This window comes from Ferribacterium limneticum (assembly GCF_020510625.1).
Taxonomy (GTDB): Bacteria; Pseudomonadota; Gammaproteobacteria; order Burkholderiales; family Rhodocyclaceae; genus Azonexus; species Azonexus limneticus_A.
Genome location: NZ_CP075191.1, coordinates 633,572 through 656,869 on the forward strand (window position 1 = coordinate 633,572; position 23,298 = coordinate 656,869).

At 62.8% G+C, this 23,298-nt stretch carries 19 protein-coding genes; 9 read left to right on the plus strand and 10 right to left on the minus strand.

What is annotated here, in order from left to right:
- Window positions 1-12: 12 nt before the first annotated feature.
- Entirely contained in the window at window positions 13-924 is a 912-nt protein-coding gene (locus KI617_RS02995) for a LysR substrate-binding domain-containing protein (protein WP_226450477.1), read from the minus strand.
- 105 nt (window positions 925-1,029) lie between these two features.
- Here KI617_RS02995 and KI617_RS03000 point away from each other — a divergent pair, with 105 nt between their 5' ends.
- From KI617_RS03000 to KI617_RS03010, 3 genes are all read left to right on the plus strand, one after another.
- Window positions 1,030-1,737, plus strand: coding sequence for a pirin family protein (locus KI617_RS03000; protein ID WP_226450479.1), 708 nt, complete (start codon window positions 1,030-1,032; stop codon window positions 1,735-1,737).
- Window positions 1,738-1,770: 33 nt separating this feature from the next.
- Window positions 1,771-2,325, plus strand: a complete 555-nt coding sequence (locus KI617_RS03005) for a flavodoxin family protein (protein ID WP_226450481.1) — start codon at window positions 1,771-1,773, stop codon at window positions 2,323-2,325.
- Between the two features lie 240 nt (window positions 2,326-2,565).
- A complete protein-coding gene (locus tag KI617_RS03010; RefSeq protein WP_226450483.1) occupies window positions 2,566-3,366 on the plus strand; it encodes a response regulator in 801 nt (266 codons plus the stop codon).
- Here the strand turns inward: KI617_RS03010 and KI617_RS03015 are convergent.
- Both KI617_RS03015 and KI617_RS03020 read right to left on the minus strand, forming a co-directional pair.
- Window positions 3,344-3,892: a hypothetical protein gene (locus KI617_RS03015; protein WP_226450485.1), complete on the minus strand. Its 549-nt coding sequence runs from the start codon at window positions 3,890-3,892 to the stop codon at window positions 3,344-3,346. The genes KI617_RS03010 and KI617_RS03015 overlap by 23 nt on opposite strands.
- Entirely contained in the window at window positions 3,889-5,184 is a 1,296-nt protein-coding gene (locus tag KI617_RS03020) for an exo-alpha-sialidase (protein WP_226450487.1), read from the minus strand. Before KI617_RS03020 ends, KI617_RS03015 begins: the two co-directional genes overlap by 4 nt.
- Window positions 5,185-5,231: 47 nt before the next feature.
- On the opposite strand from KI617_RS03020, the gene KI617_RS03025 reads away from it, so the two are divergent.
- Window positions 5,232-5,705 (plus strand): hypothetical protein, encoded by a 474-nt coding sequence (locus KI617_RS03025; protein WP_226450489.1) that lies wholly within the window; start codon window positions 5,232-5,234, stop codon window positions 5,703-5,705.
- Here the strand turns inward: KI617_RS03025 and KI617_RS03030 are convergent.
- The 3 genes from KI617_RS03030 to KI617_RS03040 all read right to left on the minus strand — a co-directional run bounded on the left by KI617_RS03030 (window position 5,702) and on the right by KI617_RS03040 (window position 7,865).
- Entirely contained in the window at window positions 5,702-6,490 is a 789-nt protein-coding gene (locus KI617_RS03030; RefSeq protein WP_226450491.1) for an enoyl-CoA hydratase, read from the minus strand. The genes KI617_RS03025 and KI617_RS03030 overlap by 4 nt on opposite strands.
- A 507-nt stretch (window positions 6,491-6,997) precedes the next feature.
- Window positions 6,998-7,279, minus strand: coding sequence for a hypothetical protein (locus KI617_RS03035; RefSeq protein ID WP_226450493.1), 282 nt, complete (start codon window positions 7,277-7,279; stop codon window positions 6,998-7,000).
- 406 nt (window positions 7,280-7,685) lie between these two features.
- Window positions 7,686-7,865, minus strand: coding sequence for a hypothetical protein (locus tag KI617_RS03040; RefSeq protein WP_226446900.1), 180 nt, complete (start codon window positions 7,863-7,865; stop codon window positions 7,686-7,688).
- A gap of 425 nt (window positions 7,866-8,290) precedes the next feature.
- Here KI617_RS03040 and ltrA point away from each other — a divergent pair, with 425 nt between their 5' ends.
- Entirely contained in the window at window positions 8,291-9,493 is a 1,203-nt protein-coding gene (gene ltrA / locus KI617_RS03045; protein ID WP_404826712.1) for a group II intron reverse transcriptase/maturase, read from the plus strand.
- 89 nt (window positions 9,494-9,582) lie between these two features.
- Here the strand turns inward: ltrA and KI617_RS03050 are convergent, their stop codons facing one another.
- The gene (locus tag KI617_RS03050; RefSeq protein WP_226452041.1) at window positions 9,583-10,020 is read right to left on the minus strand and encodes a DUF4348 domain-containing protein; all 438 of its coding nucleotides are present in this window, start codon (window positions 10,018-10,020) and stop codon (window positions 9,583-9,585) included.
- Between the two features lie 319 nt (window positions 10,021-10,339).
- Between KI617_RS03050 and dnaE the strand changes: the two genes are divergently transcribed.
- A complete protein-coding gene (gene dnaE / locus KI617_RS03055; protein ID WP_226450497.1) occupies window positions 10,340-13,822 on the plus strand; it encodes a DNA polymerase III subunit alpha in 3,483 nt (1,160 codons plus the stop codon).
- Between the two features lie 201 nt (window positions 13,823-14,023).
- Here dnaE and KI617_RS03060 read toward each other — a convergent pair whose 3' ends face one another.
- The 3 genes from KI617_RS03060 to KI617_RS03070 form a co-directional block, all read right to left on the minus strand.
- Window positions 14,024-15,541, minus strand: a complete 1,518-nt coding sequence (locus tag KI617_RS03060; protein ID WP_226450499.1) for a methyl-accepting chemotaxis protein — start codon at window positions 15,539-15,541, stop codon at window positions 14,024-14,026.
- A gap of 185 nt (window positions 15,542-15,726) precedes the next feature.
- Window positions 15,727-16,314 (minus strand): response regulator, encoded by a 588-nt coding sequence (locus tag KI617_RS03065; protein WP_226450501.1) that lies wholly within the window; start codon window positions 16,312-16,314, stop codon window positions 15,727-15,729.
- Between the two features lie 141 nt (window positions 16,315-16,455).
- A complete protein-coding gene (locus KI617_RS03070) occupies window positions 16,456-17,055 on the minus strand; it encodes a peroxiredoxin (RefSeq protein ID WP_226450503.1) in 600 nt (199 codons plus the stop codon).
- Window positions 17,056-17,256: 201 nt separating this feature from the next.
- Between KI617_RS03070 and KI617_RS03075 the strand changes: the two genes are divergently transcribed.
- Genes KI617_RS03075 through KI617_RS03085 form a run of 3 tightly spaced genes read left to right on the plus strand, consistent with a single transcriptional unit; the run spans window position 17,257 to window position 23,298 of the window.
- Window positions 17,257-18,702, plus strand: a complete 1,446-nt coding sequence (locus KI617_RS03075) for a complex I subunit 4 family protein (RefSeq protein WP_226450505.1) — start codon at window positions 17,257-17,259, stop codon at window positions 18,700-18,702.
- Between the two features lies 1 nt (window position 18,703).
- A complete protein-coding gene (locus tag KI617_RS03080) occupies window positions 18,704-21,775 on the plus strand; it encodes a DUF2309 domain-containing protein (protein ID WP_226450507.1) in 3,072 nt (1,023 codons plus the stop codon).
- Window positions 21,776-21,780: 5 nt separating this feature from the next.
- Window positions 21,781-23,298 carry a proton-conducting transporter transmembrane domain-containing protein gene (locus KI617_RS03085; protein ID WP_226450509.1) on the plus strand — a complete coding sequence of 506 codons (1,518 nt, stop codon included), beginning with the start codon at window positions 21,781-21,783 and terminating at the stop codon, window positions 23,296-23,298.

Below are 23,298 nucleotides of genomic sequence, written 5' to 3' on the forward strand. Positions count from 1 at the left end.
GGAAACCCCGTGTTAAAGCCCAGCGGTCAGGGGCTCGATAGTCGCCGGTTCCGCCAGTTCGTCGAGAAACCAGTTCAGCGCCTTGCCGCTTTGCCGGGTGCGCCAGGCGAGGTGCAGCGGCATGGGGTTGCGCGGGTCGGCCAGCACTTTCTCGACCAGGCGCCCGGCGGCGATTTCCGGGTCGGCCAGCCAGCGCGGCAGGTGGCCGATGCCCAGGCCGGCGACCTGGGCCGCGGCCTTGGCGCGGATGTCGGGCACGCGCAGGATTTCCTGGCCTTCGATCAGGCCGATGGTGCGCGCCGCGAGTTCCTGCGAGGTATCGGCGATGGCGATGGTGCGATGGCGCAGCAGTTCGCTGTTGGGGATCGGTTCCGGCCAGGCGGCCAGCGGGTGGCTCGGGGCAATGGCGAAGACGAACTGGCTGTGCCGGCAGAGCAGGCGGGTGGCAATGCCGCTGCGTGCCGGCATGTCGCCGCTGGCGCCGATCACCAGGTCGGCCCGGTCGGTGGCCAGGGCGTCCCAGGTGCCGCCCAGCACCTCGTGGCTGAGGCGCAGCTGGGTGCTGTGGCCGGCGGCGTAAAAGCGTTCCAGCATGGGGTAGAGGCGCTCGACGGGAATGATCGTGTCGATGGCAATGCGCAGCTCGGCCTCCCAGCCCTGGGCGATGCGCTGGACGCGCCGCTCCAGCTCGCTGGCGGTGCGCAGCAGGTGGCGGCCGTCTTCGAGCAGGGTGCGCCCGGCATCGTTCAGCGTGGCGCGGCGGCCTTCGCGCAGGAACAGCGTGGCGCCAAGTTCGTCTTCCAGCTTGGCGATGGCGTGCGACAAGGCGGAGGGGACGCGATGCAGCGCCGTTGCGGCGGCGGTGAAGCTGCCGTGGCGCTCGATGGCGTCGAGAATGAGCAGCAGATCGAATGAAATCTTCATGTGAAAATAATTGAACGGTAGTGTCGTAATAATTCGCTATTAATGGCTGAACTCTATGCCTAATATGGAAACTAATCCATACAATCAATTCACAAAGGATTTTCCATGATCCAGCTACGACCTTCTGCCGAGCGCGGTTACGCCGACCATGGCTGGCTGCGCGCCAAGCACAGTTTCTCGTTTGCCAATTATTACGACCCGGCTGAAATGGGCTGGGGCGCCCTGCGCGTCATCAACGAAGACCGCGTGGCGCCCGGCCAGGGCTTTGGTACGCACGGCCACCGCGACATGGAAATCGTCACCTACATCCTTTCCGGCGCGCTGGAGCACAAGGACAGCCTCGGCCACGGCGGCGTCATCCGGCGCGGTGAAGTGCAGCGCATGAGCGCCGGCAAAGGCATCATGCACAGCGAGTTCAACCCGCTGCCGGATGAGGAAACCCATCTGCTGCAGATATGGATCGAACCGGCGCAACGTGGCACCCGCGCCAGCTACGAGCAGCAGGCCTTGCCGGTTGAGGAAATGCGCGGTCGCTGGCGGCTGGTCGCCTCGCCTGATGGCGCCGAGGGCAGCACGACCATCGGCCAGGATGCCCGCCTGTGGGCGAGTGTGCTGGCCCCCGGCGAGCGTGCCGAATACCGCCTGGCGGCCGGGCGACTGGGCTATGTCCAGGTCGTCAGCGGCCAGCTCTCGATCAACGGGCAAAACCTGGCCGCCGGCGACGGCGCCAAGATTGCCGACGAAACCCAACTTGAATTCCTGGCCGGTGAAGAAACGGAAATCCTGCTCTTCGACCTGCCGCCTGTCGCCTAACCCAAGCCCAACAAACTCTTAAAGGAAATACTCATGAGCAAGACGATCGTCGTTTATCACTCCGGCTACGGCCACACCCAGCGCGTTGCCGAAGCCGTCGCCCAAGGCGCCGCAGCCGAACTGCTGGCCATCGATGCCGAAGGCAACCTGCCGGAAGGCGGTTGGGAGCAGCTGGCTGCTGCCGACGCCATCATCTTCGGCACGCCGACCTACATGGGCGGCCCGAGCTGGCAGTTCAAGAAATTTGCCGATGCCAGTTCCAAGGCATGGTATTCCCGCGTCTGGCAGGACAAGGTGTTCGGCGGCTTCACCAACAGCGCCAGCCCGGTCGGCGACAAGGGCGCGACGATGATCCAGCTGCAGACGCTGGCCTCGCAGCATGGCGGCATCTGGGTCAGCCTCGGCATCCTGCCGGCCAACACCAAGGCCGCCACGCACGCCGATGTGAACCACCTCGGCGGCTCGGTCGGCCTGCTCGTCCGTTCGCCCTCCGATGCCAGTGTCGATGAAGTCCCGCAGGGCGATCTCGATACGGCTCGCCAGTACGGCCAGCGGGTCGCGGCAGTGGCGGCTCGCCTGCGCGGCTAAGAAAAAGCTGATTTATTCGGAAATGTCATTCCCGCGCCCCGTCCCACCAGGGGACTTGCTTTGCGGCGCAGAAGTACCCTTGGGGTGCGCAGGCGGGAATCCAGAAGAATCAACGGACTGGATCCCCGCTTGCGCGGGGATGACGAATTAATCAGCGCCCCCTAAAGCGCCCGGCCCGGGGGTTTGCCAGCCTCCGGGCGGTGCTATAGTGATCGCTCCCTTTCGTTTCGGAGCGATCGCATGGCACTGACTACTTCCCTGGCTGATCTGTCGGTCCTGCTGGTCGAGCCTTCCGCCATGCAGGCGAACCTGGTCAAGCGCATGCTGGAACATCAGGGCGTCAAGAAAGTCACCGTCGTCGAAACGGCCAGCGCCGCCCTGGCTTCGCTCAAAGTCGAATACAAGCACGTGATCGTGATCAGCAGCCTGTATCTGCCCGATCTGGCCGGCACCGAACTGGTCACGGCGATGCGCGCCAACGCCGATATGGAGACCATCCCCTTCATCCTCGTCTCCAGCGAAACGCGGCCGCAGGTGCTGGAACCGGTGCGGCAGTCGGGGGCCTGCAGCATCGTCGCCAAGCCGTTCAACGAACAGCAGTTGTCGCGGGCGCTCTATGCCGCGGCGGACTACCTGAATCCGCCGGAAGATATCGACGTCGCTGAAATCGAAAACCTGCGCGTCCTGCTGGTCGACGACAGCCTGACCTCCCGCCGCCATCTGCGCCGCCTGCTCGAAGAACTGGGAATCAGCCGGATCACCGAAGCGGTCAATGGCAAGGAAGCCGTCTCCCTGCTCGAACAGGCCATGGTCGATCTGGTCATCACCGACTACAACATGCCGGAAATGGATGGCCGCGAACTGACCGAATACATCCGCACGCAAAGCTGGCAGGCCGAGGTGCCGGTGCTGATGGTGACCAGCGAGCAGAACATGGGCCGGCTGGCCGCCGTCGAGCGGGCCGGCGTTTCGGCCATCTGCGACAAACCCTTCGAGGCTGGCAACATTCGCCGCCTGATCAGCGATTCCTTGACGCGATAAGGCGGATCACCCCCTGGCGAGCCGCAATCGCCAGGGCGAGCAGTACCAGCAGCGGGTCGAACAGCGCATCCCACAGGTTGGCGAAAACACCGCTGGCGTAAGCCAGCAGGTCAATGCCGAGTATGGCCAGCCAGGTGTGCTGGCGCCGCCACCCCAAGGCGAGGCCGACAACCAGCAGAACGGCGAGCAGCGGCGCCGGCTGGTAGCCCAGGGCGTAGGGGTCGAACGGCCCCCAGCCGAGCGCTGTCGGGTAGAAAAACAGGGCGAATGCGAGCAGGCAAGCCGCGGCCCATTTCGTGAGTGGCGACGGGCTGTGGCCGGCCACCTGCAGAATGGCAAGTTGCAACAGCGTCGCCGATGGCGTGCCGAACAGGCCGTGCATGGCCGGGGCGATGCCGACCAGCAGCGCCGTGGCCGTCGCAGTCAGCACGACACGCTGGCGCAATGCGCCGAGCGGCAACAAGGCGGCCAGCGCGCCGAAAATCAGCCCGTGGGCCAGCAGGCCGTAGGCGGCCGTCAGGTTCATGGCGCGTCTCCCGCCAGCCATGCTTCGGTAAATACGGCATGTCTGATCCCCTGCCGGCGCCAGGTGTAGGTCAGATGAATGCGGCCATCGCGAGCCTGCAGCAAGGCCGGGTCAGCAAACTCGGCGCCGCCATCGCTGGCCGCTTCAACGCTGCGTTTCATCACCCCGTTTTGTCCGTCGTCAGCCGAGAGCCAGAGCTGCAGGGTTTCCTTGCCCGCTTGCGGGTTGCCGGCCAGCAACAGGTGGCCGCTGGCCAGGCGGAGCAGGGCAACCGGGGCATCCGGGCCGGGTAGCGCCAGCTCGCCGGCCGCCCCCCAGGTCTGCCCGCCATTGGCCGTGCTGAGCGTGGCTCGGCTGGTGCCGGCGCGCTTGTCGCGGAAGATTGCCAGGGCCCGTTGTTCGTCCAGGGCAAGGATGGCCGCTTGCTGGGTTGCTGCCGGGTGCGCCAGGCGGATTTTGTCTACGATCCGGCCGGTGGCCGACAGGCGCAGCCACTCGCTGCCCTGGGTCGGGAAACGCTGGTCGAGCGGTAATGCCAGGCCGCCATCGGCCAGCATCAGCGGGGGGCCGCCCAGCCCGCTGCCCAGGGCGCCCAGCGCCGAAGTCGGCAGTCGTTCAGCTTTGCTCCAGGTCTTGCCGCCATCCGTCGACAGGCTATGGACAATGGCCGCCCCGGCCCAGTGGCCGAGTGGCAGGCTCTCGTACCAGAGGTGCAGCCAGCTGCCTTCGGCCAGTAAAAGCGGCCGTCCCAGGCTGTGCAGATGGGCGAAGGTGCCGGCGGCCGTGCTTTCGCGGGTGGCTGCCAGCAGGGGCTGGCTCCAGCCGTTCTGGCCGAGAACCGACAGCCAGATGCCCGCCGCAGATGCATCGTTGCTTGGCCCGGCCAGCCAGGCAGCGGCAATCCGGCCATCCGCCAGGCGGGCCAGGCTTGACGGACCCGCGACAGGCGCGGCAACCGGCAGCATGGCCAGTGACATTTCCGCCTGCTGCCTGGCCGGGCTTGCCGGGGCGGAGGGCGGCGCAAAGGCCGATGGCTCGGTGACCGGCCGGTGCAGGAAGGCGGCAGCCAGCCCCGCCGCAAACAGCGCGGCACTGGCCGGGCGCAGTAGTTTTTGCGACCAGTTGATCATCGACGGGGGCTTGCCGCAGAGAGGCCGGGCAATCGCCGAAAACGAGCGCGCCGAAATTCCGGGGACTGGCAGCGAGAAGCAGGAGAGAGTCGCAGGGGCATGGCCGCCGATTTTACCCGGCTGAGCGCCGCTGGCGCGATGGCCTGCGGGCGTGGCTGTCAAAGGGCTGGTGATTCGCCTAAACTGCAGTGAGTTCCAGGCGATTTGACATGGAATCTGCAGGATTTTTCAGGGGGGAGCCGATGGCTTTTGCGCCGCATGGAGAGAGTCGGGTTAGCTGTTGTGGCGACGTTTTCGTCCTGCAATTCTATGGCGCCTTCAATCTTGAGGGCGCAATGCTCTCCTTTGAAAAGCTCAAGCAGCGCTGGTTGGCCGAGGGGGCGCCGGCGCGCTGGGCCATGCTGGCCGATGCCCGGCACTGGGAAGGCAGCACGCCGGAAGCGATCCAGACGATTGAAGACGTGGCCGGCTGGTGCCGGGAAAATGGCCTGGCCGCCTATGCCAATCTCCACGCCAACAAATTCATGCGGGACATCGTGCTCAATAGCGTCAAGCGCGAACTCGGCAAGGCGCCGGAGCAGCATTTTTACCAGCTCGACGAGGCCTGGGCCTGGCTCGCTGCACAAGGTTTCGACTGCGGCGACAGCGCCAGCCGAAACCTTGTTGAAATTCCTCCGCGCTAGCGCCCGGTATAAACCGGCTTGCGCTTCTGCATGAAGGCATCGATGCCTTCGCCGGCATCCTCGCTCATCATGTTGCAGGCCATCACTTCGCTGGCGTAGTCGTAGGCCTCGGTCAGGCCCATTTCCAGCTGCTGGTAGAACATGCCCTTGCCCATGCGCACGGCAACGGCGCTCTTGGCCAGGATGCTGCCGGCCAGGCGCTCGATCTCGGCATCCAGCGCATCGGCCGGGACGACACGATTGACCAGGCCCTTGGCCTTGGCTTCCATGGCATCGATGAACTCCCCGGTGAGCAACATCTCCAGCGCCGCCTTGCGGCCGAGGTTGCGGGCCAGACCAACGGCCGGGGTCGAGCAGAACAGCCCGACATTGATGCCGGAAACGGCAAATTTCGACACATCGGCCGCCACCGCCAGATCGCACATCGACACCAGCTGGCAGCCGGCCGCCGTGGCGATGCCGTGCACGCGGGCGATCACCGGCTGCGGCATCTGCGTGATAGTCAGCATCAGCTTGCCGCACTGCTTGAACAGCGCCTGCATGAATTCCTTGCTGTGGTTGCCGCGCATTTCCTTGAGATCATGCCCGGCACAAAAGGCCTTACCGGCCCCGGCGATGACCACGACACGCACCGTTTCACTGGCCGCGATGGCATCCAGCTCGGCCTGCAGGGCGCTCAGCATCTCCTTCGACAGCGAGTTGAAGGCGTTCGGACGGTTCAGCGTCAGCGTGGTCAGGCCGTCGGCCCGGTCGGTACGCAGGACGAGGGGTTCTTCTGTACTCATGGTGTCTCCATTGTTTGTTGGCTTTATAAACGCTTGCTGATTCTACCCCCGGAGACGAGGCGGCTCCCATGCGGAGGGCGCCGACGGCGCGGGTTTTCTGAAACCCATGAGCCGCGAACAACTGGTGGCTGAAACGTGCCAGAGGGAGCTCTGGTTTCTGGGGGAATAGGAGCGTTGCTACGGTCAGCCGGAAAAAGCGGCCAAAATGAAATTGGCTTGAGAACATCCAAACGGCGCTGGCGTGCTGTGTCTCGTCAGAAAACCGTGGTCTGTCCCCTATTGTCTGTGCGGAGACGAGGCCGCTCCCATGCGGAGGGCGCCGACGGCGCGGGTTTTCTGAAACCCATGAGCCGCGAACAACTGATGACTGAGGCATGCCAGAGGGAGCTCTGGTTTCTGGAGGCATAGGGGCGTTGCTACGGTCAGCCGGAAAAAGCGGCCAAAATGAAATTGGCTTGAGAACATCCAAGCGGCGCTGGCTGAAAACCGTGGTCTGTCCCCTATTGTCTATTCGCCATACAGCAATGGGCCAATGATAAAAATGATAAACCATGCTTTCTTTACCCATGGTTTCTGAGTCGAGCTAATGCTGGCGATGGCGTGTGCTTCATCAATTGAAGCGCGAAATGGGTCGTTGGGACGGTAAATATACTGGGGCTCTTCGAGAGGCTCGGGTTCCTCTGGCTTTTCTGCCCTGACAGGTTGTCGCGCGGGTGAAACTTGGATATGGCTTGCAGTACCCTCAGGTATTTCGAGGTACACATTTCCCACCTTCATACGCTTAACCATGTGGCTCTCTTCATTACGGCTAACGTTCTCAGGGACGCGAAGCCGGCTTGCCGGCAGAGCTTCCCTCTGAAGTGGAAGGGGACAGGGCTACACGTCTTTGTCGAGCGAGCCATCTCGTTGAACCGCCGACTGTGGATCTGTACGGTGGGTGGCGTGGGGCCGGGGGAGAGCAACCCCTGGCTATCGTGCTGCTCGCCTTCGGCGCCGAGTGTGCCAATGCTCTGCGGAAACTGGGCGATCGCGGAGTCTTCATTGAGGTGCCCAACGTTTGAATTCACCGGACTTGCGCGGCTTTATGCGCAAGGTCCGGTGGATTGAAATGTGTGCGCCCAGCATGGGCGCGATGTAATGGGGTGGAAGTCCCCTGTGGGAGTACCGAGCTTGTTGCATGCGACAAGGATAACCACTAGCCGAAGGCAAGGGCAAGTTCGTGAGGGCTTGTCTGGAGGAAGCCGGAGTGCAAATGCGCGAGGCGACGGACAGAAACTGCATAGAAGGCCGAGCAGGTCGAGGCGAGCTGGCACATGACAGCGAAGCCCACCGGTACGACCGGCACGGTAAATGCGGCGCTTGTGCGCGGAAACATCGCGTTCTTACCTGGGGAGATCTGCCGCGCAAGCGGAAACGGAAATTGAACGAAAGGTGGCCGGGTTGTGCCAGTCCCAAACGACCAGCGTCGATGCGGGCTGCCCCGCATCAAGGGCGACCGAAGCGGGCAGCAACGTTCAATGACGGATCAGCGCCTCGGCCAGCAATGGCTGAAGTGACGTGGCAGAAGTCAGCAGCGGTCATAGTAGCCGGCCGGGTTAGGGCCGGCGAAGGACCAAACAACGAAACACAAGGAGCAGACGGCATGATCTCGGCGAATCCGCATTATCCCCAGACGGGGAAGGCGAGCCGGCGAGCAAACCGCCCCGAGCCTTGAACCAAGACGAGACGAAAGAAGTGGCAACAAGCGAGTTACTGGCAGCGGTCCTCACCAGCGACAACCTGCGCAGCGCATGGAAACGCGTGAAAGCCAACAAAGGCGCGCCGGGCATAGACGGCATCGCCATAGAAGACTTTCCCGCCCACCTGCGGGCGCATTGGGAAGACTCCCGCCGCCAACTCGAAACCGGGCGCTATCGTCCGCTCGCCGTCCGCCGGGTAGAAATTCCCAAGGACGACGGCGGCAAGCGGCTGCTGGGTATCCCGACCGTGATGGACCGGGTCATCCAGCAAGCCATCGCCCAAGTGCTCACGCCGATCTTCGAACCGAGCTTCTCGGATTCGAGCTTCGGCTTCCGACCGGGCCGCAATGCCCACCAAGCGATTAAGCAGGTACAAGTGCACGTCAAGGACGGCTACGCCATCGCCGTGGACATCGACCTCGCCAAATTCTTTGATACCGTCAATCACGACGTGTTGATGAAAATACTCGGGCGAACGATCCACGACAAAGCGTTGCTGGCCCTGATCGGACGCTACCTGCGCGCCGGTGTGCTGGTCGGAGAGCACATTGAGCCCAGCGCCATCGGCACGCCACAAGGCGGGCCTTTGTCGCCGCTCCTGGCCAATATCCTGCTCAACGAACTTGACCACGAACTCGAAGGGCGCGGCCACCGCTTCGCCCGTTACGCCGACGACATGGTCATCCTGGTCAAAAGCCAGCGGGCAGGAGAACGAGTCATGCAAAGTTTGACGCGCTACTTGGAAGGACGACTGAAACTCAAACTCAACCCTGCCAAAAGCAAGGTTGCGAGAATGAGCGAGTGCGGCTTTCTGGGCTTCACCATCAATCGGGGCAAAATCCGCTGGCAGGAAAAGAAGCTGGCGGCATTCAAGCACCGCGTGAAGGAACTCACCGGCAGAAGCTGGGGAGTGTCGATGGCGTACCGGATGCACAAGTTGGGGCAATACGTGCGAGGCTGGCTGGGATACTTTGGCATCAGCGAGTACTACCGGCCGATCCCGGAACTGGACGAGTGGCTGAGAAGGCGCATCCGGATGTGCTATTGGAAACAATGGCGCTGGCCGCGTACGAAGATCAGCCACCTGCTGGCCTTGGGCGTCAGCCTGAAGACGGCGATCCAGCATGGCGTCAGCAGCAAGAGCTACTGGCACATGGCACGAACTCCGGCCATGCAGCAAGCGTTGAACAATGACTGGCTTCAGCGCCAGGGCGTACCGAGAATCAAGCAGTTATGGTGCAAGGTACAGGGCTACACGTCTTAGTCGAGCGAGCCATCTCGTTGAACCGCCCACTGCGGACCCGCACGGTGGGTGGTGTGGGGGCCGGGGGAGAGAAACCCCTGGCTACCCGATTAGAGCGCTGTGTCATGGAACTGCTCCAGATACCAACAGCCACGGTATTTGCGGAAAAGGAAGCGGACTCTATAGGAATCAGCCTCTGGTTTGAAATGTAATACTTCGGCAACCCATTCCGTTGAAAAGAGAACTTCTTGCTCAAGCCCCATTTTCCTTCTCTCGGCGCGAGACAGGATGATCGGGGTTTTGAAGTCTTGGACGGTTCCCGCGCCCCACAGCTCGATGGCAGGTGGAGCAGCATCAGGGGCGCCGAAGCGTGCAACCAAGGGAAAAATACTGCGCTCGATCTGAAACTTACGGTCCTCAGCAAATTTTGAGAGAAAGCCTTTGAAGCTTTTATCCGGTTCTTGGCAATTCGAGTCGTGTGGTGCCCCAAAGGCCAATATCGAGGATAGGCACAAAGGAATTCCAAGTACTGCTCGTAACGATCTCATGTGTGCGCTCTAACTAGTAGTAGACGACAAAACTGTCGCCTAATCCGGATACCTGTCCAATAAGCTGGCGGACAGGACAGCCAGAGGTCGTTGTGCAGGAGTGGTTCTGAGTATTTGCTTGCATATTCCCTCGCATTTCTGGGCGACAAACCGGACAGTAGGGAATTTGGGCTGGTATTGCAATTGGCATTTTTTGGGTGAGCCGTTCCTGATCGTGCCAAAGCGGGGCGCCGGTTTCATATTCGGCTGTTTCTCCGGTTGGCCGTAGCAATGCGCCTCGGCGCACTTAAACGGAAACGCCCCGGCCGGCCGCGGTAAAATGTCGGCCATGAATTCGCCGCGCTACGTCCACCTCCGCCTCCATTCCGAATACTCCGTTACCGATGGCATTGTGCGCATCGGCGATGCCGTCAAGCGCGCGGCGGGGGATGGCATGCCGGCGATGGCGTTGACCGATCTGGGCAACCTGTTCGGGCTGGTCAAGTTCTACACCGGGGCGCGCGGCAAGGGGGTCAAGCCGATTGCCGGGGCGGATGTCTGGATCGCCAATCCGGAGTCGCCGGACGATGCTTATCGCCTGCTGCTGCTGGCCCGCAACAATGCCGGTTACAAACAGTTGTGCGAACTGCTGACCAAGGCTTATCTGGTTGAAGGCCGGCGTGATCGGGCCGAGCTGAACCGCGACTGGTTCGGCGAGGTTGGCTGCGACGGGCTGATCGCCTTGTCCGGGGCGCATCTGGGCGATGTCGGCGAAGCGTTGTTGAACGGCAATTTCGATCTGGCCGGCCAGCGGGCCAAGGCTTGGGAGGCAATTTTCCCTGGCGCGTTTTATCTGGAAGTGCAACGCTACGGCCAGTCGCAGCAGGAGGCCATCGTTCAGCAGACGGCCGATCTGGCCGGTGAAACAGGCATTCCGCTGGTCGCGACGCATCCCGTCCAGTTCATGAACCGGGATGACTTCCGCGCTCACGAAGCACGCGTCTGCATCGCCGAAGGCTATGTGCTGGGCGATACGCGGCGGCCGAAGATCTACACCGAAGAGCAGTATTTCAAGACGCAGGCCGAGATGCTTGAGGCCTTCGCTGATCTGCCGGAAGCGCTGGAAAACACGCTGGAAATCGCCAAGCGCTGCAATATCACGATGACGCTGGGCAAGAACTTCCTGCCCGATTTTCCGATTCCGCCGGGCATGACTATCGGCGAGTATCTGGTCGATGAAGCGAAGAAAGGGCTGGAAGTCCGCCTCGCCGAGCTGTACCCGGACCCGGAAGAGCGCCTGAAGCGCCGGCCGGAGTACGACGAGCGCCTCGTCTTCGAGTGCAAGACCATCCTGCAGATGGGCTTCCCCGGTTACTTCCTGATCGTGGCCGACTTCATCAACTGGGCCAAGAACAACGGCGTGCCGGTCGGGCCGGGCCGGGGTTCCGGTGCCGGTTCGCTGGTCGCCTACAGCCTGCGCATTACCGACCTCGATCCGCTGGCCTACGCCCTGCTGTTCGAGCGCTTCCTGAATCCGGAACGGGTGTCGATGCCCGACTTCGACATCGACTTCTGCCAGGACAACCGCTGGCGCGTCATCGAGTACGTGCGCCAGCATTACGGCGCCGACGCGGTGAGCCAGATCGCCACTTTCGGCACCATGTCGTCGAAGGCGGTGATCCGCGACGTCGGCCGAGTGTTCGGCCTGCCGTATTCGATGTGCGACCGCATTTCCAAGCTGATTCCCATCGTCCAGAACAAGCCGGTGTCGCTGGCCGAGGCGCTGGAGCAGGAGCCGCAGCTGCGCGAGATGATGGAAGGCGACGGCGATGGCGAAACCATCCGCGAGCTGTTCGACCTGGCCAGCCGCCTTGAGGATTTGACCCGCAACGTCGGCATGCATGCCGGCGGCGTGCTGATCGCGCCGGGCAAGATCACCGATTTCTGCCCGATCTATCAGGCCACCGGCAGCGATGCGTCGACGGTGTCGCAATTCGACAAGGACGACGTCGAGAAGGTTGGTCTCGTCAAGTTCGACTTCCTGGGCCTGCGCAACTTGACGATTATCGAGCTGGCCGTCGAGTACATCCGCCGGATGACCGGCGAAAAGCTCGACCTGATGTCGCTCGGCTTCACCGATCCCGCCGCCTACCAGATTCTCAAGGACGCCAACACGACGGCGATCTTCCAGGTTGAATCGGAGGGCATGAAGAAGCTCTTGAAGAAGCTGGCGCCCGACCGTTTCGAAGACATCATCGCTGTGCTCGCGCTCTATCGTCCTGGCCCGCTGGGTTCCGGGATGGTCGATGACTTCATCCTGCGCAAGAAGGGCCAGCAGAAGATTGACTATTTTCATCCCGACCTGACCGCCTGCCTGTCGCCGACCTACGGCGTCATCGTGTACCAGGAACAGGTGATGCAGATCTCGCAGATCATCGGCGGCTATACGCTCGGTGGCGCCGACATGCTGCGCCGGGCGATGGGCAAGAAGAAGGCCGAGGAAATGGCGGCGCACCGGGCGACGATTGCCGCCGGTGCCAAGGAAAAGGGCTACGACCCGGCGCTGGCCGAGCAGTTGTTCGACCTGATGACCAAGTTCGCCGAGTACGGCTTCAACAAGTCGCACACCGCTGCCTACGCCGTCGTCACCTACCACACCGCCTGGCTCAAGGCCCACCACTGCGCGGCCTTCATGGCGGCGACGATATCGTCGGACCTCGATAACACCGACTCGGTGAAAATCTTCTACGAAGACACCATCGCCAACAAGATCAAGGTGCTCGGGCCGGACGTCAATGTCTCGAATTACCGTTTCGAGCCGGTTGATCGCAGTACCATCCGCTACGGCTTGGGGGCGGTCAAGGGCACCGGCGAGCAGGCGGTCAACGTCATTCTCAAGGCGCGGGCGGAAGGCGGCCCGTTCAAGGATTTGTTCGACTTCTGCATGCGTTGCGACAAGCGCATGGTCAACCGCCGCACCACCGAGGCACTGATCAAGGCCGGCGCTTTCGACTGCATCGCCCCCGAAATAGCGCCGGGGCAGGGCGCTGACCGTTGCAAGCTGCTGGCCACCGTCGGCGTCGCCATGGACTTCGCCGAGCAGGCCGAGCGCAATGCCATGCAGACCAGCCTGTTCGACATCGCCGATGTGGCCGACGAACACGCGCCGGAATACATCAACGTCCGGCCGTGGGACGAAAAGACCAAGCTGATGGAAGAGAAGACCGCACTCGGCTTCTTCTTCTCCGGTCACCCGTACAACAGTAGCAAAAAGGAGCTGTCCCGCTTTGTCAAGCGCCCGCTCAATCGTCTCGAGCCCTCCAAGGAAATGACCATCCTGGCCGGGCTGGTCGTCGGCGTGCGGACGCAGATGACGCGGCGCGGCAAGATGCTCTTCGTTCAACTGGACGATGGCACGGGAATGATCGAGGTGACGGTTTTCAACGAACTGTTCGAGGCCGAGCGCGCCAAGATCGTCACCGACGAAGTGTTGATCATTGAAGGCAAGGTTCGCTACGACGATTTTTCGGGTGGCAACAGCGTCACTGCCGAGAAATTGATGACACTCGGCGAAGCCCGGGCGCGCTTTGCCAAACATCTGCTGTTGAAGATGAACGGCAATTCCGATGCCCAGAAGCTGAAATCCCTGCTGACGCCATTCGCTCCCGGCTCGGCACCGGTGCGCATTCGCTATCGCAATGCCGTTGCCGAATGCGAACTGGTGCTTGGCGCAGCGTCGCGCGTCCGGCTCGACGACGCGCTGCTCGAGGCGCTGAATGGCTGGCTGCAGCCGCAAAACGTCGAGATCGTTTATAACGGCTGACCAAGAAAAAGGGCGCCGATCGGCGAATCCTGTTTGGTTAAATGTCATTCCCGCGCAGGCGGGAATCCAGTACTTTGAAATACCTGGGTTCCCGCCTGCGCGGGAACGACGAATTCGAAGGGTTTTTCTCTTAACTGAACGGAATTGGCGCCGACCGGCGCCCTGTTCGCTTTCACCCCTGGCCGGGGAGAAAGAAGGCTTTTAGATCACCATGTCGGTTTTGAACCCCATCCGAACGGCGCCCCAGTGGCGCCCGCCGATAACGATGGGCATCGACAGGTCGGCGAGGATTTCCCCCGTGTCACGAATGTAGGTCTGGAACAGCGATGTCTTCTGGTTCTTGGCCAGCTTGATGCCGACCGGGTCGTTGAAGATGCGCTTGTGACGACACTTGACCAGATCGACGGCCGGGTCGCCGCTCGGCTGGTTGGAGAAGATGCCGTTGTGGGCCGGCGCGTAGCCGTTGGTGTCGACCGCCAGCGAATAAGTCAGGCCCGGCACATCGCGCAGCAAATCATCGAATATCCGGGTCAGTTCCGAGTCGCACTGGTTGTCGTAGGCGGTCGTGAAACGTTTCGGGTTGGAGCCAGGAATTTCCTTGTAGGCCTGGTCGAAGATATTGACGCCGCGATCGGCCAGTTTTTGCAGCACGGTGGTGACGTTGTCGCGGAAGCTTGTGCACTTGTTGTGCAGCGTGTCGAACATGCTGTTGCCGGTGCGGAAATCAGCCAGCGTGCATTGCAGGTCTTCGGTCGATTCGCGCAGGGTCTTGGCCGAGTCGATGCACTGCTTCATGCGGCCGGAGATGTCGCGCGAATGGTCGCGGATTTCCTCGACTTCGTTGTGAATCGCCTGGTTGCTTTCGCGCAGGTTGTAGATGGCCGTGGAAATGGTGCTTAGCTGCTCGGTGGTCTGCTTGAAATCGTCGACCATGGCGGTCAGGTCGGCCGCCGAGGTCTCGATGTAGCCGTTGGCCTTGGTCACCTCACCGACGATGGTCTGGGTCTTGGCTGAAGTGTCGGAAACCAGATTGATCATCGACTGCGTGTTCTGGCCGATCACCTGGGTGGCGGTCTTGACCTTCTCGGCCAGCTTGCGCACTTCGTCGGCGACCACGGCAAAACCGCGACCGGCCTCACCGGCGCGGGCCGCTTCGATGGCGGCGTTGAGCGCCAGCAGGTTGGTCTGGTCGGAGATGTCGTTGATCAGTGAAACGATCTCGTTGATCTTCATCGAGCTGGTGTGCAGTTCGTTCACGGTCGACGAGAAGTGTTCGATGTGAGCGTTGGTCGAGCGCATCGTCGAAGCAACGGTTTCCATTTGCTCCAGCGAACGCTGGGCCAGGTCGAGATTGTTCTGGGTCGAGGACTGGATGGCGTCGGAGTTCATCGCCACTTCACCGACAGCCTGATTGACCCGGTTGCTCGAATCGAAAACAGTGGCGGCCAAGGCCTCTTGCCGGCGTACCGCGTCGTCGGTCTGCTGAACGAGCTGGTTCATCCGTGCGGCGTCGGCGGCGATGCTGACGCTGCGCTCGCGGGCGTGCGAGATCAGGCCGCGAACGCGACTGAAGAAACGATTGATGTTGCCGGACACTCGTCCCGCTGCATCGCTGCCGGTGGTGCCAACTGAATGTGACAAATCTGCGTTGCCCTCGGCGATCGCCGCGATGTCGCGGTCAATCTTTTCGAGCGCTGCATTGTTTCCAAAAAATCCCATGGATTGTCTCCTGATATATTTTTTATGGCTTGCCGGGATGGGGCAAAGCCTGCGAAATCATACGCCTCAAGCCTGTGTCTTGCCATAGCGCACAATGGTTTTGGCGTGGTGTGATCCAGTGTTTGAAAAAGAAAAGGCCCGGATTGAATCCGGGCCTTTTTCATTCGCTAAATCATTGGTGCAGATCAGGCGCTGCGCTGGCGTGCTGCCAGACGGCCGAGCAGGAAGCCCTTGATTTCGTGGAAGGGAATCGGCTTGCCGAAAATCGTGATGTCGGACGGCAGGCCGCGCTTCTTGGTTTCCTCGCTGTCGATGGCGCTGACCACGATGATGTCCATTCGCGCCAGATCGTTATTGGCGCGCAGGCGGCGGATCATTTCGAAACCATCCATGCCCGGCATCATCAGGTCGGCGATCAGGATGTCAGGAACGCGCTGGCCGACCTGCAGCAGGCCGTCGAAGCCGTTGGCGACGATGCGCAGCTTGATCGGCAGGCCCCAGCTATCAAAGGTCATCTGGTAAAGCATTTGCAGCGTCTGGTCATCTTCCGCGACCAGGATGTCGAGCTGGCCGCCGCTCTCTTGCGCGCTGGGCGTCAGGTTGCGGCGACGGGCGAGCAGGGCCTCGACCGAAGCGACCGGGATGCGGCGATGGCCGCCGGCGGTCTTCCAGGCTTCGAGGGCGCCGTTTTCCACCATGTTTTGTACAGTGCCAAGGGAAACGCCCAGACGCAGGGCGGCTTGCCGGGTACTGAGGTATTCTGGTTCTGCCATGATCGATTGTCTCTGATGAAATTACAAATTCTCCAAATTTTATCCTGTTCTTCGGAGAAATGACAACGAAAAAAACCCGGCGAAGATATGGCCGGGTTTTTTCTGCGCTTCAGCCCATGTTCCGGGCCGCGGGGCGGGGAATTACAGCTTCTTGGCGTTCTTGGCCAGGTAGGCGGCGACGCCTTCCGTCGAGGCGACCATGCCCGGTTTGCCCTTGTTCCAGCCGGCCGGACAGACTTCACCGTGTTCTTCGAAGAACTGCAGGGCATCGACCATGCGCAGCATTTCGTCGATGTTGCGGCCGAGCGGCAGCATATTGACAACCTGGTGCATGACGGTGCCATTTTTGTCAATAAGGAAGGATCCGCGCAGGGCAACGCCGGCGGCTTCGAGCTCGACGTCGTAGGCGCGGCAGATTTCGTGCTTGACGTCAGCAACCAGCGGGTAGCCGACCTGGCCGATGCCGCCTTCCTTGACGGCGGTGTTCTTCCACGCCAGGTGGGTGAACTGGGAGTCGATCGAGACGCCGATGACTTCGACGCCGCGTTGCTGGAATTCGCACAGGCGATGATCGAAGGCGATCAGTTCCGACGGGCAGACAAAGGTGAAATCGAGCGGGTAGAAAAACAGGACGACAGGCTTGCCCTTGAAGGAGGAAAGCTTCAGTTCCTTGATTTCGTTGTTGCCATAAACGGCGGTGGCGGTGAAATCCGGGGCTTGCTTGCCAACGAGAACGGCCATGGGGGACTCCTTATCGTGATCGGTTTTGAGGTTGGGGGGAGTTATGCAATTTAACCAAGCGGGCAGGTCGTGTCAAACCAATGAGCATGCCTTCCCCGACTGTTTCTGCCCTGGCAAGGCTTGTCCGGAAAGCCCGGTGCGCTGGCATAATCCGGCTATGAAAATAACGATTGCCGAGCAGACTGGCGGAGGGGCCGGGTCATGCTGAAGGTGCTGGTTTTCTTGCCGGTGGTGGGGGCCATCCTGCTGGCAATGTTGCCGGTGCGTCGCGCCCTGCCTCTGTGGCAGATGGCGATGGCTTTTGCCTTGGCCTCGCTCGGCTATGCGCTCTGGCTGGCCGCCCAGTTCGAGCCGGCCGGGGCGGCGATCCAGATGTTCGAGAGCCGGGCCTGGAATGTCCGGCTCGGTTCCTATTTTGCCTTGGGCGTTGATGGCATTTCGCTGGCCATGGTCCTGCTGGCGGCCCTGCTCTCGCTGATCGCGGTGCTGGTGTCGCGGCGCATGGAGCAGGGGGCGCGGCTCTATTTCATGCTGGTGCTGCTCCTTGAGTCGGCGATGTTCGGGGTGTTCACGGCGCGCGACTGGTCGCTGTTCTATGTTTTCTGGGAAGCGACGCTGCTGCCGCTGTTCTTCCTGATCGACCGCCTGGGCGGGCCGAACCGCCAGCGGGCGGCGCTCAACTTCTTTCTGTATACGCTGGGCGGCTCGGTCTTCATGCTGGTCGCGCTGCTCTTTCTCTATGACGCGGCGCCCGGTCACAGTTTCGCCATGGCCGACATGGCCGAAGGCGGGCGCGGTTTGCCGTTGAACACGCAACTGCTGATTTTCGCCGGCCTGTTCATCGGTTTCGGCGTCAAGATGCCGGTCTTCCCCTTGCATGGCTGGCTGCCGCTGGCCCACGTCGAGGCGCCCAGCCCAGTCTCCATCCTGCTCTCCGGGGTGCTGCTCAAGATGGGCGCCTATGGCCTGATCCGGGCGGCCGAAACCTTGCCTGCCGCCTTGCTGGCGACGCAGGACTGGCTGGCCATCCTGGCTTTCATCAGCCTGCTCTACGGCGGCATCCTGGCCTGGCGGCAGCAGGATCTGAAGGCGATGGTCGCCTATTCGTCGATTTCACACATGGGCGTCGTCTTGCTGGGGATCGCCACGCTCAACGTCACCGGCCTGACCGGAGCGGTGGTGCAGATGGTGGCGCATGGCCTGACGGCCGGCACGCTGTTCCTGATCGTCGGCCTGCTTTACCAGCGCACGCACAGCCGCGATCTGGCCGATTACGGTTCGCTGCTCGGCAAGGCGCCACGTTTTGCCTTCTTCACCGCTTTCGGCTTGCTCGCCGCCATTGGTCTGCCGGGCAGCGCCGGCTTCATCGCCGAGCTGCATGCGCTGGTTGGCGGTTATCTGCGCTGGGGCGCCTGGGTGCTGCTGCTCGGGCTGGCCATGCTGATCGGCGCCGCCTACAGCTTGCGGGTGATCGGCCGCCTCTGTCTGCGTGGCAAGACGATGGATCTGCCTGACATGACCCGGACCGAAACGGTGTGCGCCGGCCTGCTGGCCGTGAGTATTCTGGTTCTTGGCCTGTGGCCGGCGCCCCTGCTTGAACTGATTGCCGGCAGCGTTGGCCGGGTGGCCGGATTGTTCGAGGGCTGATATGCGCGCCGAGTCCGAATTGCCCATCCGCGAACGACTGGCTCACTGGATTGAGCATCTGACCCACGTGCTGCCGGCCCAGGCGCCGATTCGCGATTTCGTCCATCACAACACCCTGCATGGCTTCCAGCACCTGCCGTTTGCCGAAGCGCTGGCCGCTGCGCAGGCCTTGTCCGGGGTGACGACTTACTGGCCGGAATCGCGTTTTCGCGAATGCCTGGCCAGCGGGCGGATCAACGCCGAAGACCTGGTTGCGGCGCTGGATGGTTTCGGGGTGGCCGATCTCGATGGGCCGGTGGTCCGTAACCTGACCCGGCGCGACATTCTGCTGGCCAGTCTGAAGGCCGGTCGGGAGGCTCCCGATGCCAGCCGGCTGGCCTGGCTGCTCCGCGAGACGGCGCTGGGCGACGATCCGCTATTCGACCATTTCTATCGCCAGAGCCCGACTGAGCCAGACGGTCTGGCGGCCGGAAGCTGGCAGCAGCAGGCGCTTGCACGCTGGGATGAACTGTGCGGCCGCGTCGGCCAGACATGGACCTGGCGCGCCCTGCTTGAACACCTGAGCGGCGAGGATGTGCTCGAGTGGGGGCGCAGCATCCTGCAGCGCCATCTCGCCGCCCATCTCGATCTCGGCGTTGCCGCCTGGCGCAACCCGGCGCAGGGGCTGGGCTTCTTTGCCGCCTGGCGGGCCAGTGCGGGGCTCGATCTGACCTGGGAAATGGATGAGTTGCCCAATGTGCGCGACGAAATCCAGCATGTGCCGGACAACCCGCTCGAAGTGCTGCTCGAGGAATTGCCCAGGCTGATGCCTGACCAAAGCCTGTGGTACGGCTATCTGGAACGCCTGAGTCTCGAATTGCCCGGCTGGTCCGGCATGTTTCTGTGGCGCGACCGTAACCCCGGTCGCGGCGACGGTACGCCGGTAGCCATGCTCGACTACCTGGCCGTGCGCGTTCTGCTGGAACGCCTGTTGACCGACGATCTGCTGCGCCGCCTGACCGGTTCGCCAATGGGGCTGGCGGAGTTGCACGCGTATTACGCGGCGCGGCCCGAGGAATTTCTGGTTCGCGATGCGTTGCACGCGCCCGGCCTGCCCGAGGAATTGCAGGGGCGGGCGGCGCATCTGGTGCAACTGGGCCGGACCGGCCATGTCGACGTCGATGAATGGCGGCATCTGGCCGCCGCGCTGGCACCCGCATTGGCTGGTCTGCGCGCCGCTACTGCTGCCTGGCAAATGGCCGCTTTGAGCCGGCAACTGGGCTTGCTGCCGGCCGATCTGGCAACACTGAGCGGTGACGACCTGGCTGCCCTGCAATCCTGTGCCGCCAGCCTGACAGCCTTGCAGCGCGGCCAGATCTGGCTGCTCGCCTATGAGCGCCATTACCGCGAACAGCTTTTCTCCGCACTGACGGCCAATCATCCGCGCCAGGCGTCGCCGGCTGCGCCATCGGCCCAGGTCGTCATGTGCATGGATGACCGTGAGGAAGGCACCCGCCGCCACCTTGAGGAGATCGCGCCCGATATCGCAACTTACGGTGCAGCAGGCTTTTTCGGCGTGCCAATGTTTTGGCAGGGAGTGGACGATGCCGGCAAGACCGCGCTTTGTCCGGTGGTCGTGCAGCCAACGCAGCTGGTGCGCGAACTGCCGGCGGCCGGGGCGGAAGAGGCGCTGGCCGGCCATGCGGCCCGCCGGGAAAAAAGGCTGCGCTGGCGTGAGCGTCTCTATCAGGCCACCCGCCGCCGCGCCGTGGCTGGCCCGGTGCTGACGGCGCTCGGCGCACTGCCGGCGCTGGCTTCGCTGGCGGCGGTCACCCTGGCCCCTGGCTGGTTTGGCGAAACGCTGCGGCGCTGGCAAGAACAATACGACGGCCGGGTGCCGACTCGCATGGGGTTGACGGCCGGGGCGGCGGTGGCGGCCACGCCGGAAGCGCCACAGCTCGGTTTGACCGATGCCGAGCAGATCGAGCGGGTCGAAGCCTTCCTGCGCATGATCGGCCTGACCGCCGGCTTTGCACCGCTGGTCCTGATGTTCGGTCATGGTTCGGGCAGTCGAAACAACCCGCATCTGTCGGCCTATGATTGCGGCGCCTGTTCCGGCAAGCATGGCGGCCCGAATGCCCGGGTTTTCGCGGCGATGGCCAACCGGCCAGCGGTACGCGCCGGGCTGGCCGGGCGTGGCCTGGTCATTCCCGATAGCACCTGGTTTGTCGCAGCGGAACACAATACCTGCGACGACGGGATCGAGTGGTATGACCTCGACAGCGTGCCCGAACACTTTCAGCCGGCGCTGGAACGACTGCTCGGCCAGATGGCCGAGGCCTGCCGGGCCCATGCCGCCGAGCGTTGCCGCCGGCTGGCTTCGGCCCCGCTGCGGCCCCTGCCGTGGAAGGCGCGCCAGCACATGATCGGCCGCGCCAACGACATTTCGCAGGCCCGGCCGGAGTTGGGACATGCGACCAATGCCGCCGCCTTCATTGGACGCCGCCAGATGAGTCGCGGCCTGTTTCTTGACCGTCGGGTCTTCCTGATTTCCTACGATCCGGTCGGTGATGACGACGGGCGCATTGTCGAAGACATCCTGCTCGCCGCCGGACCGGTCGGTGCGGGCATCGCCCTCGAGTACTATTTTTCGACCGTCGATAACGAGCGTTTCGGCTGCGGCTCGAAAATTACCCACAACATCACCGGCCTGTTCGGGGTGATGGAAGGCGCCGATTCCGATCTGCGCACCGGCCTGCCCTGGCAGATGGTCGAAATCCACGAGCCGATGCGCCTGCTGGTTGTTGTCGAACAGACCCCCGAAGTGCTGGGTAGCATCCTCGAGCGCCAGCCGCCGCTGCAGGAGCTGATCAACAACGAATGGATCGTCGTTGCGGCCAAAGATCCTGCAAGCGGCGCGATTGCGCAGTACTGCCCGCGTCGCGGCTGGCTGCCGTGGTCAGGCTCGGCGGTGCTGCCGCAGGTGGCACGCTCGGCCGACTGGTTTGCCGGCGAGTCGGAGCCATTGGCACCGGCGATTATTCTTGGTGGGGCCGCGCTTCCGACGATAGCGAGTTTCAAGGAGCCCCAATAGTGCTCATGCTCGAAAAACTCCCCGACTGGATCTGGCTGGTCCCCGTCCTGCCGCTGCTGGCCGTGGTCATCAACGGCGCCCGGGTCCTGCTCGGCCGAGCCAGCGGCGATGCGGCCGAACCGCTGACCGCCCGGCTGTCTTCGCTGGCTGCCTTCGGCGGGCTGCTGTTGCTGCTCGCCATCGATGGGCTGGCGCTGATCGATCATGCGCCGGGGCATCGCATCATCGGCCACTGGTTTGGCACCGGCAACTGGGAGGCCACCTTCTCCTTCATGCTCGACCCGCTGTCCTTGACGCTGGGCACGCTGACCGCGCTGATCGGCTGGCTGGTCACCCGTTTTTCGGCCAACTACCTGCATCGCGAGGCCGGCTTCCATCGTTTCTTTATCGTGCTCAGCTTTTTCCTGGCCGGTATCCAGTTCGTGCTGCTCGCCGGCAACGGCCTGCTTGCCTTTGTCGGCTGGGAGATGTGCGGCGTCGCCTCCTTCCTGCTCATCGGCTATTCCTGGCATCGGCCGGTCGCTACCGGCAACGCGCTGTTCGCCTTCGTCACCAATCGCGGCGGCGATGCCGGCTTCCTGCTCGGGCTGGGGCTGGCTGCCACCTGGCTGGGCGGCTTCGAATGGACGGCGCTGTCGCAGGCCTCACAACTGAGCGTGGTCAACGACCGCCTGCTGGTCATTGGTTTTGTCATCGCAGCGCTGGCCAAGTCGGCACAACTGCCGTTCTCGGCCTGGATCACCCGGGCGCTGGAAGGGCCGACGCCGTCGTCGGCGATCTTCTACGGCGCGGTGATGGTGCATGCCGGCGTTTATCTGATGCTGCGTCTTGAGCCGCTGCTGGTACAGGTGCCGGATGTGATGTTCGGCCTGGTCGTCGCCGGCCTGCTGACGGCAATCTACGCCTGGTTGTGCGGCCTGGTGCAGACCGACGTCAAGTCGGCGCTGATTTTCGCCGTGCTCTTCCAGGTCTCGCTGATGTTCGTCGCCATCGGGCTGGGCTGGACGACACTGGCGCTGGTTCATCTCTGCCTGCATGCCGCCTGGCGCATCTGGCAATTCCTTCTCGCGCCCTCGTGGCTGGCGATCACCCGCGACCGTCCGCCTCCGCCGCCGGCCTGGCTGCGCCATAACCAGTTGCTCTATACCGTTGCCCTGCAACGCTTCTGGCTCGACAAGCTGTCGCATACCCTGCTCGTCGAACCGACGGCCTCCTTTGCCCGCGATGTGCGCGCCCTAGAGGAGCATTTCATCGACCACGCCATCGGCCAGCCGGGGCAGGGCAAGGCCGTCCATGCCGATCGGCCGCTGGTAGTGGCCGATGGCTTGCCGGGCCGAGTGCTGGCCGCCGCTTCCGACGCCCTGCAACACATCGAATATCGCCTGTTGCTGCGCGGCAAGGGGGGCATGGCGGAAAAACTGATGCACCGGGCCGGCGCCTACCTGCGGACGCTGGAGCATCTGCTCGAACAGCCGCGCTATCTGATGATGGCGGTGATGGCCACTTTTGTGGTGATCCTCTGA